This window comes from Halomonas koreensis, from assembly GCF_031451675.1.
In the GTDB taxonomy this organism is placed as follows: Bacteria; Pseudomonadota; Gammaproteobacteria; order Pseudomonadales; family Halomonadaceae; genus Halomonas; species Halomonas koreensis.
Genome location: NZ_JARWAK010000001.1, coordinates 62,892 through 74,823 on the forward strand (window position 1 = coordinate 62,892; position 11,932 = coordinate 74,823).

General features: G+C 70.6%; 13 protein-coding genes. 9 read left to right on the forward strand and 4 right to left on the reverse strand.

What is annotated here, in order from left to right; translation table 11 throughout:
* The first annotated feature begins 154 nt into the window (after positions 1–154).
* The 5 genes from lptF (at position 155) to bfr (ending at position 3,776) form a co-directional block, all read left to right on the forward strand.
* Positions 155–1,237 (forward strand): LPS export ABC transporter permease LptF, encoded by a 1,083-nt coding sequence (gene lptF, locus QC818_RS00275; RefSeq protein ID WP_309650822.1) that lies wholly within the window; start codon positions 155–157, stop codon positions 1,235–1,237.
* On the forward strand, positions 1,234–2,298 hold the full coding sequence (gene lptG, locus QC818_RS00280) for an LPS export ABC transporter permease LptG (protein WP_309650823.1): 1,065 nt from the start codon (positions 1,234–1,236) through the stop codon (positions 2,296–2,298). Before lptF ends, lptG begins: the two co-directional genes overlap by 4 nt.
* A gap of 17 nt (positions 2,299–2,315) precedes the next feature.
* Entirely contained in the window at positions 2,316–2,801 is a 486-nt protein-coding gene (locus QC818_RS00285; RefSeq protein ID WP_309650824.1) for an RDD family protein, read from the forward strand.
* A 139-nt stretch (positions 2,802–2,940) separates the two neighbouring features.
* Positions 2,941–3,147 (forward strand): (2Fe-2S)-binding protein, encoded by a 207-nt coding sequence (locus QC818_RS00290; protein WP_309650825.1) that lies wholly within the window; start codon positions 2,941–2,943, stop codon positions 3,145–3,147.
* Between the two features lie 152 nt (positions 3,148–3,299).
* A complete protein-coding gene (gene bfr / locus QC818_RS00295; RefSeq protein ID WP_309650826.1) occupies positions 3,300–3,776 on the forward strand; it encodes a bacterioferritin in 477 nt (158 codons plus the stop codon).
* Positions 3,777–3,845: 69 nt separating this feature from the next.
* On the opposite strand, the gene QC818_RS00300 is transcribed toward bfr, so the two are convergent.
* The 3 genes from QC818_RS00300 to QC818_RS00310 are packed head-to-tail and all read right to left on the reverse strand — an operon-like array spanning position 3,846 to position 5,691.
* The gene (locus QC818_RS00300; RefSeq protein WP_309650827.1) at positions 3,846–4,073 is read right to left on the reverse strand and encodes a DUF1653 domain-containing protein; all 228 of its coding nucleotides are present in this window, start codon (positions 4,071–4,073) and stop codon (positions 3,846–3,848) included.
* Between the two features lie 16 nt (positions 4,074–4,089).
* On the reverse strand, positions 4,090–4,914 hold the full coding sequence (gene tcdA / locus QC818_RS00305) for a tRNA cyclic N6-threonylcarbamoyladenosine(37) synthase TcdA (protein ID WP_309650828.1): 825 nt from the start codon (positions 4,912–4,914) through the stop codon (positions 4,090–4,092).
* Between the two features lie 21 nt (positions 4,915–4,935).
* Complete coding sequence (locus QC818_RS00310) at positions 4,936–5,691, reverse strand: pseudouridine synthase (protein WP_309650829.1); 756 nt, start codon at positions 5,689–5,691, stop codon at positions 4,936–4,938.
* Positions 5,692–5,849: 158 nt separating this feature from the next.
* On the opposite strand from QC818_RS00310, the gene aceK reads away from it, so the two are divergent.
* From aceK to QC818_RS00330, 4 genes are all read left to right on the forward strand, one after another.
* On the forward strand, positions 5,850–7,595 hold the full coding sequence (gene aceK / locus QC818_RS00315) for a bifunctional isocitrate dehydrogenase kinase/phosphatase (protein ID WP_309650830.1): 1,746 nt from the start codon (positions 5,850–5,852) through the stop codon (positions 7,593–7,595).
* Positions 7,596–7,618: 23 nt separating this feature from the next.
* Positions 7,619–8,356 (forward strand): SIR2 family NAD-dependent protein deacylase, encoded by a 738-nt coding sequence (locus QC818_RS00320; RefSeq protein WP_309650831.1) that lies wholly within the window; start codon positions 7,619–7,621, stop codon positions 8,354–8,356.
* A 98-nt stretch (positions 8,357–8,454) separates the two neighbouring features.
* Positions 8,455–9,216: a tRNA-uridine aminocarboxypropyltransferase gene (locus tag QC818_RS00325; RefSeq protein WP_309650832.1), complete on the forward strand. Its 762-nt coding sequence runs from the start codon at positions 8,455–8,457 to the stop codon at positions 9,214–9,216.
* Between the two features lie 284 nt (positions 9,217–9,500).
* Complete coding sequence (locus tag QC818_RS00330; protein ID WP_309650833.1) at positions 9,501–10,448, forward strand: bile acid:sodium symporter family protein; 948 nt, start codon at positions 9,501–9,503, stop codon at positions 10,446–10,448.
* 182 nt (positions 10,449–10,630) lie between these two features.
* Here QC818_RS00330 and QC818_RS00335 read toward each other — a convergent pair whose 3' ends face one another.
* A complete protein-coding gene (locus tag QC818_RS00335) occupies positions 10,631–11,866 on the reverse strand; it encodes a TraB/GumN family protein (protein ID WP_309650834.1) in 1,236 nt (411 codons plus the stop codon).
* Between the last annotated feature and the right edge of the window lie 66 nt (positions 11,867–11,932).

Consider the following 11,932-nt stretch of genomic DNA (forward strand, 5'->3'; position numbering starts at 1 on the left):
TGCCGGCACGTTGCCGAGTCGTTCCAGTGTACCCCAGGAGCCCGCCGGACTTCACACCGCGCCGACCGGGGACGCGACGGCGAGGGGCGCCGGGGACCACGCCTCATTGCATGGAAGATGGCCGGGCCGGAGGGCCCCGGGCCGGGAGACGACGTTGATCATATTCCGCTACCTGACCCGCGAGATCCTGCAGACCATGGCCGCCGTGGCCGGCGTGCTGCTGCTGGTGATCATGGGCAGCCGCTTCATCCGCTACTTCTCCAACGCCGCCGAGGGCGAGATCCCTCTCGATATCCTCGGCACCCTGATGCTCTTTCATCTGCCCGGCTTTCTCGAGCTGATCCTGCCGCTGGCCTTCTTCCTGGGCATCCTGCTGGCCTACGGCCAGCTGTACCTCAACAGCGAGATCACCGTGCTGGTGGCCTGCGGCACCAGCCCCAACCGCCTGCTGCAGGTGAGCCTGGTGCCCGCCACCGTGGTCGCCGTGCTGGTCGGGCTGTGCAGCCTCTGGCTGACGCCGGCGGGGGCCCTGCACAACGAGGTCATGCTCGAGGAGCAGCGCAGCCAGCTGGACTTCTCGGCGCTCACCCCGGGCCGCTTCCAGGACTTCGGCGGCGGGCGGATCGCCTATACCGAGGCGCTGACGGATGACCAGAGCCGCATGCAGGAGGTCTTTATCAGCGAGCGCCAGCGCCGCACGGACGGCACCCCCTCCACGGTCGTGACCCGCGCCGCGGCCGGCTACCAGACCGTCGATCCCGAGACCGGCAGCCGCTTCCTGGTGCTCGACGACGGCGAGCGCTACAGCGTCGACCCCGGGCGCGCCCAGGCCGAGCGCCTCGAGTTCGGCACCTATGCGGTGCGCCTGTCCCGGGCCGGGGAGCGCCTCGACCCCGGCGACCCGGAGTTCGCCACCACCCCGGCCCTGCTGGACGCCGACGATCCCGCGGCCCGCGCCCAGTGGCAGTGGCGCCTGGGCCTGCCGGTGATGGTCTTCATCCTGACCCTGCTGGCCATGCCGCTGTCCCGGGTCAACCCGCGCCAGGGGCGCTTCGCCAAGCTGCTGCCGGCGATCTTCCTCTACGTGGCCTACCTCAGCCTGCTGCTGGCCGCCCTGGACGGCATCGCCCGCGGCGGTTGGCCGGCCTGGCTGGGCATGTGGCCGATCCACGTGGCCTTCCTGGCCATCGGCCTGGCGATGACGCTGCGGGCGCAGCGCAAGGGGATGAGCGGATGATCGCCGACCGCCTCGACCGCTATATCGCCCGACACATCCTGGGCGCCATCCTGGTGGTGCAGGTGGTGCTGCTGGGGCTCGACCTGGTGATCACCTACATCAACGACCTGGGCGACGTGGAGGGCGACTATGGCGCCCTGCAGGTGCTGTTCTACCTGGTGCTGCGGCTGCCCTGGCGCTTCTACCAGTATGCCCCGGTGGGGGTGCTGATCGGCGCCCTGATCGGGCTCGGCAGCATGGCCTCGAGCAACGAGCTGACCGTGATGCGCGCCGCCGGCCGCTCGCTGACCCGCATCCTGTGGGGGGTGATGAAGCCGATCATCCTGGTGATCGCCGTGGTGCTGCTGGTGGCCGAGTTCGTCAGTCCACGCACCGAGCAGTTCGCCAGCGCCTGGCGGCTGGAAAAGATGCAGGGGGAGGATGCCGTGCTGACCCAGCGGGGTGGCTGGCAGCGCGAGGGCGACGACTTCTATCGCTTCGGCGCGATCCGTGCCGACCAGGTGGTGCTGGACCTGACCCGCTACCGCTTCGAGGACCATCGGCTGCGTGAGGCGCTGAGCGCCCGGCGTGCGGTCTGGCGCGACGGCGGCTGGGTGCTGGAAGGCGTGGCGGTGACCCGCTTCGAGGACGGGCGCAGCGTCGCCACCCGCCAGGCCACCCGCCCCTGGCAGACCTCGCTGACCCCGCAGAGCCTGGATCGCCTGCTGCGCGAGGTGGAGACCCAGGCGCCCAGCGAGTTGTGGGCCTATGCCCGCCACCTGCAGGCCCGGGGTCAGGACGCCACCCAGCCGCTGATCTATTTCTGGCAGAAGGTGCTGATGCCGCTGACCATGGCCTCGCTGGTGCTGGTGGCGGCCTCCTTCGTGTTCGGCCCGCTGCGCAGCGTGGCCGCCGGCACCCGGGTCTTCTACGGCGTGGTCACGGGGCTGGTGTTCAAGTACCTGCAGGACCTGCTGGGGCCGGCCTCCACGCTGTTCGGCTTCTCGCCCGCCTGGGCGGTGCTGGTGCCCACCCTGCTGTGTGCCGGCCTGGGACTCTACCTGCTGCGCCGCACCGGCTGACCCTACCGGAGACCGCCATGCCTCGACGCTTCGACCACCTCGACGACACCTGGCCGGCCGGCCTGGGCCGGCGCCTGGGCGCCATGCTCTACGACGGCCTGCTGCTGCTGGCGATCTGGATCCTGATCGCCGCGGCCCATGTGGCGGTGAGCCGCCTGGTGATCGGCCTGCCGCCGGAGGCGGTGGGCCTCGGCGCCGGCCAGGTGCTGTCGCTGCGCCTGCTGCTGGCGCTCGCCGCCTGGGGGTTCTTCGCCTATTTTTGGACCCGCGGCGGCATGACGCTGGGCATGCAGGCCTGGCGGCTGCGGGTGCAGACGCCCCAGGGCCATTCGATCACCCTGCTGCAGAGCCTGATGCGCTTCCTGGTGGGGGCGCTGTCCTTCCTGCCGCTGGGCCTGGGACACCTCTGGGTGCTGTTCGATGCCGAGCGACGCAGCTGGGCGGACATCGCCTCGGGCACCCGGGTGGTGGTGCTGCCCAAGGCGGCGAAGCGCAGGCCCTGAGGGACGTGCGCCCCGGCGGCCTTCGCTGGCGGCGATATCAGCGATCGCTAACCCAGATGAGAAATTTTCTCAGACTATGCTTGCGATAGCCCTTGCGAATCATTTACATTCATCTGCATGAACAGCGCGAGGTGACCTCATGTATGTGTGTCTGTGCAAGGGTGTGAACGACAAGGAGATCCGTCGCAGCGTCGAGGACGGCGCCCGCAGCTGGCGCGAGGTCCAGCGCGAGACGGGGTGCGGCACCCAGTGCGGCAAGTGCGCCGGCATGGGCAAGGGCATCACCCGCGAGGCCATCCAGGAAGAGCTGGCCATGGCCAACCAGGATCTCGCCTACGCCGTGTGATGGCAATCGCTATCGTTTCTTTTGGCGTTATCAAATAATTGATTTATTTGAACTTTTCCTGATATCCCCTAGACTGCCGGGTAACCGTGGCGGCACGCCCATTGGCGTGCCAAGCTGAAGTATGGACCTGACGACAGCAATGGGGTGATACCATGAAAGGTGACAAGAAGGTCATCGAGTACCTCAACTCCGCGCTCGGCAACGAGCTGGTGGCGATCAACCAGTACTACCTGCACGCCAAGATGTTCCAGGACTGGGGCCTGGCGGCGCTCGGCAAGCTCGAGTACGACGAGTCCATCGACGAGATGAAGCACGCCGACAAGCTGATCGAGCGGATCCTCTTCCTCGAGGGCGTGCCCAACCTGCAGGACTACGGCAAGCTGCTGATCGGCGAGGATACCAAGGAGATGCTCGAGTGCGACCTGCGGCTCGAGAAGCAGGGGCGCGACGACTACATCGAGGCCATCGCCTACTGCGAGTCGGTGCAGGACTACGTTACCCGCGACCTGCTGCGTGACATCCTGGCCGACGAGGAAGAGCACATCGACAAGCTCGAGACCGAGCTCGGCCTGATCGCCACCGTGGGCCTCGAGAACTACCTGCAGAAGCAGATGAGCGCGGCGGAGTGAATCGCCGCCGCCCGGGCTTCGGCCGCTTCCGGAAAGGCGCCCCTCGGGGCGCCTTTCCTGCGTTCGGGGTCAGGAAAAGGCCTTCTCCAGGGCGAAGCGGGGCAGCGGCTCGCCCTGCACCTCGACGGTCTCCATGAACATGCCGAGCGGCCGCACCCAGAGGCCGTAGTCGCCGTAGAGGGCGCGATAGGCCACCAGCGGCTCCTCGGTCTCGCTGTGGTGGGCCACGCCGATCACCTCGTAGAGGGGGCCCTTGTAGTGGCGGTAGATGCCGGGAACGGGACGATGGTCTTCCATGGAAGGCCTCCGGGAATCAGGGGGACGGGGCGGCGTCGCGGGCCAGGCGGGCCAGGGTGCGCGAGGCCGCCGTGAAGCCGAAGCTGCCGGTGACGAAGGTCGCCGCGCCGAAACCCGAGGCGCAGTCCAGGCGCGTGGCCTCGCCGGCCCCGGGCTTCTGGTGGCAGACCTCGCCGTCGGCGCCGGGATAGACGAGCTGCTCGTCGGAATAGACGCACTCCACCGAGAAGCGTCGCTTCGGGTTGCGCGAGAAGCCATGATCCCGGCGCAGCCGGGCGCGCACCTTGGCCAGCAGCGGGTCGTGCTCGGTGCGCGTCAGGTCGGCCACCCGGATGCGGGTGGGGTCGGTCTGGCCGCCGGCCGCCCCGGTGACGGTGAGCGGCAGCTTGCGTCGCTTGCACCAGGCGATCAGCGCGGCCTTGGCGATCACGCTGTCGATGGCGTCGATCAGGTGGTCGGCGTCCGCCGGCAGCCGCTCGGCGAGGTTGGTCGGCGTCACGAAGGCGGTGTCGGCCACCACCTCGATGCCCGGCTGGATGGCCCGGCAGCGCTCGGCGAGCACCTCCACCTTGGGGCGGCCGATGGTGCCGTCCAGGGCATGCAGCTGGCGATTGACGTTGGACACGCAGACGTCGTCCAGGTCGATCAGGGTCAGCCGGCCGATGCCGGAGCGGGCCAGCGCCTCCACCGCCCAGCTGCCCACGCCCCCGACGCCCGCCACCACCACGTGAGCCTCGCGGAAGCGGGCCAGGGCGCGGGCGCCGTAGAGCCGGCGAATGCCGCCGAAGCGCAGCGCATGGTCGTCGGTGTCGAGCGTCGCGGGGGAAGGGGCGTCGGTCATGGGCGTCGTCTGCGTCCTCGGTCAGGCTAAAGCGGGAGCGGCGGCGGGCCGCCGCCCGGGGAGGTGGCCGGCCCAGCCGAACTGCTGGAAGAGCTGGGTCATGGGGCCGTCCAGGGCGCACTCCAGCGACAGGCGCCGGCCGTCCGCCGGGTGGTCGAAGGCCAGGCCCACCGCCGCCAGCAGCAGCCGCGGGCAGGCCAGGCGCTCGGCGAAGAAGCGGTTATGGACGCCCTTGCCGTGCTTGGCGTCGCCGATGATCGGGTAGCCGCGCCGGGACAGGTGGCGGCGGATCTGGTGCCGGCGCCCGGTCAGCGGGCGGGCCTCCATCAGCGAGTAACGGCTGCTGGGGTAGCGATCGACGCGCACCGGCAGCTCCACGCTGTCCAGGCGGCGCACCTCGGTGATCGCCTCCCGGGCCGGCATCTCGGCCTTGGGGCGGCGTCCGTCCTCGTCGCGCAGGGCGTAGTCCAGGCGCTCGGCCTCCGGCCCGGTGCCGCGCACCACCGCCAGGTAGCGCTTCGCCACCCGCTGCCGTTCGAAGGTCTCGGCCAGGCGCGACGCCGCCTCAGGCGTCAGGGCCAGGACCATCAGCCCCGAGGTGGGGCGATCCAGGCGATGCACCGGATAGACGCGCCGGCCGAGCTGGTCGCGCAGGGTCTGCAGCAGGAAGTGGCGCTCCCCGCGGGCCAGGGCCGTGCGATGGACCAGCAGGCCGGCCGGCTTGTGCACGGCGACCAGGTGGTCGTCCTGATACAGGATGGGCAGCGAGTCCGTCATGGGGCGTCCCGGCGTGGCGTCGAGGGCGCACATTGTCGCCGCCCGGGGAGCGGATGTCACCACGCCTGTCGTCCCGCTACCGGGCGCGCCACCTTCGTCGTCTCGCGCCGGCGGCCGATGTCGGCCAAGCTGGAGGCTTCCGCTGACCGGAGGTCGTCATGAAGCTCTCGCCCGCCTATCGGCTCGCCGCCACCATCCTGCATGGCTTCGACGAGTATCGCTCGCGATTCAAGGAGATCACCGCCGATGCCAGCCGGCGCTTTCGCGACGCCGCCTGGCGCGAGGCCCAGCAGGCCTCGGCGGAGCGCATCGACCTGTATGATGAGAAGGTCGGCGCCACCCTCGACCGCCTGCGGCGCACCTTCGACGACGATGTCCTGGTCCACTGCGAGTGCTGGCGGGAGGCACGCCGCCACTACGCCGAGCTGATCGACCAGCGCCTGGACTACGAGCTGGCCGAGACCTTCTTCAACTCGATGTTCTGCTCGCTGTTCCACCATCGCCACATTCGCAACGACTGGATGTTCGTCTACAGCTCGCGCCCCTGCGCCGCCCACCACTCGGGGCTTCGGCTGTGTCGGCGCCGGGAGGTGGCCGGCGACTGGGCGCAGGCGCTGCGCTGGGCCCTGGCCGAGGCCGCCTTCGCGACGCCCTTCGTCGACCTCGACCGGGACGTCGAGCTCGGCGCGGACTTCCTGCGGCGCCAGCTGCCGCCGGCGATCCTCGACGATGCCGGCGCCGAGATCGAGCTGATCAAGAGCGTCTTCTACCGCAACAAGGGCGCCTACCTGGTGGGATGCATCCGCGGCGGCGGCGAGCAGGTGCCGCTGGTGCTGCCCGTCCTCCACGAGGAAGGCCAGGGGCTGCACCTGGACACGGTGCTGATCGAGGCCGACGAGGTGTCGATCATCTTCTCCTTCACCCGCGCCTACTTCCAGGTCAAGGTGGTGGTGCCCAGCGAGTTCGTCGCCTACCTCCAGGAGCTGATGCCCGACAAGCCCCAGGGCGAGCTGTATGCCGCCATCGGCTTCTACAAGCACGGCAAGACCGAGTTCTTCCGCGCCCTCAACCGCCAGGTCGCCAAGCGCGAGGACCGGTTCATCATCGCCCCCGGGGTGCGCGGCATGGTCATGGCGGTGTTCGTGCTGCCGTCCTTCCGCACGGTGTTCAAGATCATCAAGGACCGCTTCGACCCCACCAAGCAGATGAGCCGCGAGAACGTGCGCGACAAGTACCGGCTGGTCAAGCGCCACGACCGGGTGGGGCGCATGGCGGACACCCAGGAGTTCTCCAACTTCATCGCCCGCAAGGACCACTTCGATCCCGAGTGCCTGGCGCACCTGCTGGAGGTGGCGCCCTCCTCGGTGCACCTGCGCGGCGACAAGGTGCTGATCGAGCACTGCTACACCGAGCGCATGATGACGCCCCTCAACCTCTATCTGGAGGACTGCGACGAGGCCGAGACCCGGGCGGTGCTCAAGGACTACGGCAACGCCATCAAGCAGCTCGCCGCCGCCAACATCTTCCCCGGCGACATGCTGCTCAAGAACTTCGGGGTGACCCGCCACGGCCGGGTGATCTTCTACGACTACGACGAGATCTGCTACCTGACCGAGTGCCACTTCCGCCACATCCCCGAGCCGCTGTATCCCGAGCAGGAGCTGGCCGACGAGCCCTGGTACTCGGTGGGGCCCAATGATATTTTCCCCGAGGAGTTCGGCCCCTTCCTGTTCGCCGACGTGCGGCTGCGCAAGCTGTTCTACCAGCTGCATCCGGAGCTGTTCGACGCCGACTACTGGCAGGGGCTGCAACAGGCCATCCGCGACGGCCGGGTGATCGACGTCTACCCCTATCGCAACAAGCAGCGCTTCGAGGCGACCGCGGACAACGGCCTGGTGTACTGACCCTACAACCCGCCGAGGTGAGCATGGCCGAGGCCGACCGCCCCCACCTGGTGGTGCTGACCGGCGCCGGCATCAGCGCCGAGAGCGGCATCCAGACCTTCCGCGCCGCCGACGGCCTGTGGGCCGACCATCCCGTCGAGGCGGTCGCCACGCCCGAGGCCTGGCATCGCGACCCCGAGCGGGTGCTGCGCTTCTACGACGCGCGCCGCGACCAGGTGCGCCGGGCGCGCCCCAACCCCGCCCACAAGGCCCTGGCCCGGCTGGAGAAGCGCGGCTTCCGGGTCAGCATCGTCACCCAGAACATCGACGACCTGCACGAGCGGGCCGGCTCGCGCCGGGTGCTGCACCTGCACGGCGAGATCCTCCAGGCGCGCTCCACCGTGGACCCGCGGCTGCGCTACCCGTTGCCCCGGGGCGGCATCGCCCTGGGCGACGTCTGCGACAAGGGAGGCCAGCTGCGCCCCGACGTGGTGTGGTTCGGCGAGGCCGTGCCGCGCTACCCGGAGGCCTGCGAGCTCGTCGCCGAGGCCGACCTGCTGCTGGTGGTGGGCACCTCGCTGGCGGTGATGCCGGCCGCGGCGCTGCTCGACCAGGCTCCCCTGGAGGCGCCCTGCGTGCTGGTCGACCCCGAGGCCCGGGACCTGGCGCCGCCCGGTGTGACGCGGCTGGCCCGCCCGGCCGGCGAGGGCGTCCCGGCGCTGGCCCGCCACTGGCAGCGCGAGGGGCGGCTGTGGGTGCCGGAGGCGCTGGCCGAGGGCTGAGAAGGAAAGACGGAAGAGCGAAGAGGGAGGGACGAATGAGGCGGGAACGCTGAGCTGTGCTAGAGTGTGCCACCCCGAATCGCCGACCAGCCGCCCCCATGCCGGATTCCACGCCCCACAGCCCCGACGACGATATCACCCGCGACCCGGCCACCGGGCACCCCCGACCGCCGCGCCGCGAGTTCAAGGCGCGTGGCAGCTTCGTGCGGCGCTGCGAGGGCTGCAACCTCCCGGCGCTGAACTGCCTGTGCCCCTTCCGGGTCGAAGCCGAGAGCCGGGCCCGGGTCTGGTTGCTGACCCATCCCCTGGAGCACTACAAGCCGACCAACACCGGCCGGCTGATCCGCGACATCCTGCCGGACACCCGGGTCTTCACCTGGTATCGCACGGCGCCGGACGCCGGGCTGCTTGCCCTGCTCGCCGACGATCGCTACGCGCCCTTCGTGATCTTTCCCGACGACCACGAGGACTATGCCCACCGGGTGGTGGGCATGGACGCCGTGGCCGAGCGACAGGGGGAGGGCCGGATTCCGGTCTTTATCATCCTCGACGGCACCTGGCGCCAGGCGCGACGGATCTTCCGCAAGAGCCCCTACCTGGCCGAGCTGCCGGTGCTGCCCCTGGCCACCGAGCGGCTGACTCGCTACCGGCTGCGCAAGCCGGCCTCCGCCGCCCACCTGTGTACCGCCGAGGTGGCCGCCGAGCTGCTGCGCCAGGCCGGCGACGGCGAGGCTGCGGGCCGGCTCGACGACTACTTCGACGCCTTCAACGACAGCTATGCCGCCAGCCGGCGCCACGAGAAGCTCGAGGCGCCGACGCCGGCCATGCAGCGCCTGCTGGCGGCGCGGGGGCGTGACTAGCGGCATGCCGGCAGGGCTCGCCGGCCGGTATCGGTTGCGCCGGGCAGCAAGCCGAGCCACCGCCCCGTCGGGCGGTGGCCTTGGGCCGGGTTTTATAGTCTCCTGCTAATGATCGTGCTGGAACCCACCGTGATCGCCGTGGCCTGTCGGCCTGCCCGGCGGGCCGACGCCCGCGTCATCGCCCCCGAATGGACGCGGCGGTGGCGCGGAGGGGCGGGCGGTGCCCGTCCCCCCGATCACTCGCCGACGACGGCTCCCGACAACCAACGACGTAAGGATACGCCATGTCATGCTTCGAGCGCTTCAACCGGCTCTTCCCCGTCTGGGCGGTGCTGCTGGCCGCGCTGGCCGCTTTCCAACCGCAGTTCTTCACCGGCCTGGCCGGCAGCATCAAGACACTGCTGGTGATCATCATGTTCGCCATGGGCCTGACGCTGACCCGGGCCGACTTCGCCCGGGTGGTCAAGTCGCCGGCGCCGATCGCCGTGGGCGTGGCGCTGCAGTTCCTGATCATGCCGGTGGCGGCGCTGGCGATCTCGCGGCTGCTGGGGCTCTCCGATGCCCTGACCATCGGCATGGTGCTGGTCGGTGCCACCGCCGGCGGCACCTCCTCCAATGTCATGACCTGGCTGGCCGGCGGCCGGGTGGCGCTGTCGGTGTCGATGACCATGGTCTCGACGCTGCTTTCGGTGGCGGCCACGCCGCTGCTCAGCCTGCTGCTGGTCGGCGAGAGCGTCGAGGTGCCGGTGGCGGGCATGCTGAGCAGCATCGCCCAGCTGGTGGTGGCCCCCATCGTCATCGGGGTGATCGTCAATCATTGGCTGGGCGAGCGCATCGCCCGGGTCGAGCCGGCGCTGGCGAGCCTGGCCATGCTGGCCATCGTGGTGATCATCGCCATCGTGGTGGCGCTCAACGCCGAGCGTCTGGCGACCCTCGGGCCGATCGTCGCCCTGGCGGTGGTGGCGCACAACGCGGTCGGCCTGGCCGGCGGCTATGGCCTGGCGAAGGCGCTGCGCTTCGATGAGCGCACCGCGCGCACCATCGCCTTCGAGGTGGGGCTGCAGAACTCGGGACTGGCCGTGGCGCTCGCCAGCCAGTTCTTCAACGCCACGGCGGCGCTGCCCGGCGCGCTGTTCTCGGTGTGGCACAACGTTTCCGGCTCGCTGCTGGCCGGCTGGTGGAAGCGTCGCCCGGCCGCGGGCGATGCTGCGCCGGCGGTGCCGGCGCGCTGAGCCAGCACCGCGCGCCCCGGGCCGTCGAGCCCGGGCGCGCGGCCATCTCCTGTGCGTCTCGCCCGGCCTGCGCGCCGAGCGCTCGGCGTTCCTCGACGCCGTCGCCCCGGCGGGCGCCCGCCGGGGGATGGCGTTGGAGATGCGTGACCGAGCCCTGTGCCTCGAGCTCGATACCCGCCCCGCTAGTTGCCCAGCAGCGCGCCGGCGATGCGCAGGCCGGCGATCCAGGTGCCGGCGGCGGAGCCCAGGGTCGCGGCCAGGAACACCAGCAGGGTGCGCGAGACCCGGTTGCGCCACCAGCCCTTCAGTTCGGTGACGTCGTGGCGCAGGGTGGCGAAGTCGCGCACCTTGGGGCGGCGCATCGCCAGCTCCACCCCGGCGGCGACGAAGCCGGCGCCGATGGTGGGGTTGAGCGAGGTGAGCGGGGCGGCCACCACGGTGGCCGCCACCGTCAGCGGGTGGGCCAGGGCGGCGAGGGTCGCCGCCCCGGAGAGCACGCCGTTGATCAGGAACCACTCGCCGACCAGCTGCCAGCCGAGCTCGGTGTTGCGGGAGAAGCCGATGGCGAAGCCCGTGAGCACCAGGGCGGTGATCGCCCAGGGCAGCGCCTTCCATATCCGCGACGGCGGCGGGGTGGCCTCCAGGGCCTGGCGCTCGGCGGCCGGCGCCTCGGGCAGCGGGCGCTCCAGGTGGCCGGCCATGCCCTTGAGGTGGCCGGCGCCGATCACCACCAGCACGTGCCGGTAGCGGCCCGGGGGACACTGCTCCGCCAGGCGCAGCGCCATGTAGCGGTCGCGCTCGTCGATCAGTGGCGTGTAGAGGGTCTCGGACTCGGCGGCGAACTCGCTGAAGGTGGACTCCAGGACGTCGCCCTCCTTGAGGCGCTCGATGTCGTCCGGGGAGACGTCCTGGCGGGACAGCACCCCGCCGAGCAGCCCGGAGAACAGCGAGAAGCGCTGCCACCAGGGCACGTTGTGGTAGATGCGCTTGAGGGTCACCCCCACGTCGCGGTCGATCAGCATCAGCGGCAGCCGCCGGGCGCGGCTCGCCTCCAGGGCGGCGCGCATCTCGGCGCCGGGCTCGATGCCGGACTGCTCGGCGAGGCGCTGCTGGAAGGCGCCCAGCGCCAGGCTGGCGGCGACCATGCCGGCCTTGCCCTGGCGGAAGATCTGGAAGAGGTCCTGCTCGCCCAGGGCATCCGGGTTGGCCAGGTTCTGGTGCCGGGAGTCGCACAGCTCGATGGCCACGGCGTCGAATTCCCCGGAATCGATCAGCGCGCGCACCTCGCTGGCGCTCTCCGCCGAGACGTGGGCGGTGCCCAGCAGGGTGTAGCGGGTCTCGCCCACCTGCAGGGTGCGGCGGGGGCCGCCGGTGGCCTGGTCGCGGGGCGCGACCGCGGTGTCCTGGGAATCGGTCATGGACGCTCGGGTCTGGAGGGTGGAGGCTCGATTATCCACGAAGGCCCCCGGCGGGCCAAACCCGTC

Excerpts from the sequence above, each read along its gene's own strand:
- lptG (WP_309650823.1), top strand. The coding sequence starts at position 1,234 with ATGATCGCCGACCGCCTCGACCGCTATATCGCCCGACACATCCTGGGC.
- QC818_RS00285 (WP_309650824.1), top strand. The coding sequence starts at position 2,316 with ATGCCTCGACGCTTCGACCACCTCGACGACACCTGGCCGGCCGGCCTG.
- QC818_RS00290 (WP_309650825.1), top strand. The coding sequence starts at position 2,941 with ATGTATGTGTGTCTGTGCAAGGGTGTGAACGACAAGGAGATCCGTCGC.
- bfr (WP_309650826.1), top strand. The coding sequence starts at position 3,300 with ATGAAAGGTGACAAGAAGGTCATCGAGTACCTCAACTCCGCGCTCGGC.
- QC818_RS00300 (WP_309650827.1), bottom strand. The coding sequence starts at position 4,073 with ATGGAAGACCATCGTCCCGTTCCCGGCATCTACCGCCACTACAAGGGC.
- tcdA (WP_309650828.1), bottom strand. The coding sequence starts at position 4,914 with ATGACCGACGCCCCTTCCCCCGCGACGCTCGACACCGACGACCATGCG.
- QC818_RS00310 (WP_309650829.1), bottom strand. The coding sequence starts at position 5,691 with ATGACGGACTCGCTGCCCATCCTGTATCAGGACGACCACCTGGTCGCC.
- aceK (WP_309650830.1), top strand. The coding sequence starts at position 5,850 with ATGAAGCTCTCGCCCGCCTATCGGCTCGCCGCCACCATCCTGCATGGC.
- QC818_RS00320 (WP_309650831.1), top strand. The coding sequence starts at position 7,619 with ATGGCCGAGGCCGACCGCCCCCACCTGGTGGTGCTGACCGGCGCCGGC.
- QC818_RS00325 (WP_309650832.1), top strand. The coding sequence starts at position 8,455 with ATGCCGGATTCCACGCCCCACAGCCCCGACGACGATATCACCCGCGAC.
- QC818_RS00330 (WP_309650833.1), top strand. The coding sequence starts at position 9,501 with ATGTCATGCTTCGAGCGCTTCAACCGGCTCTTCCCCGTCTGGGCGGTG.
- QC818_RS00335 (WP_309650834.1), bottom strand. The coding sequence starts at position 11,866 with ATGACCGATTCCCAGGACACCGCGGTCGCGCCCCGCGACCAGGCCACC.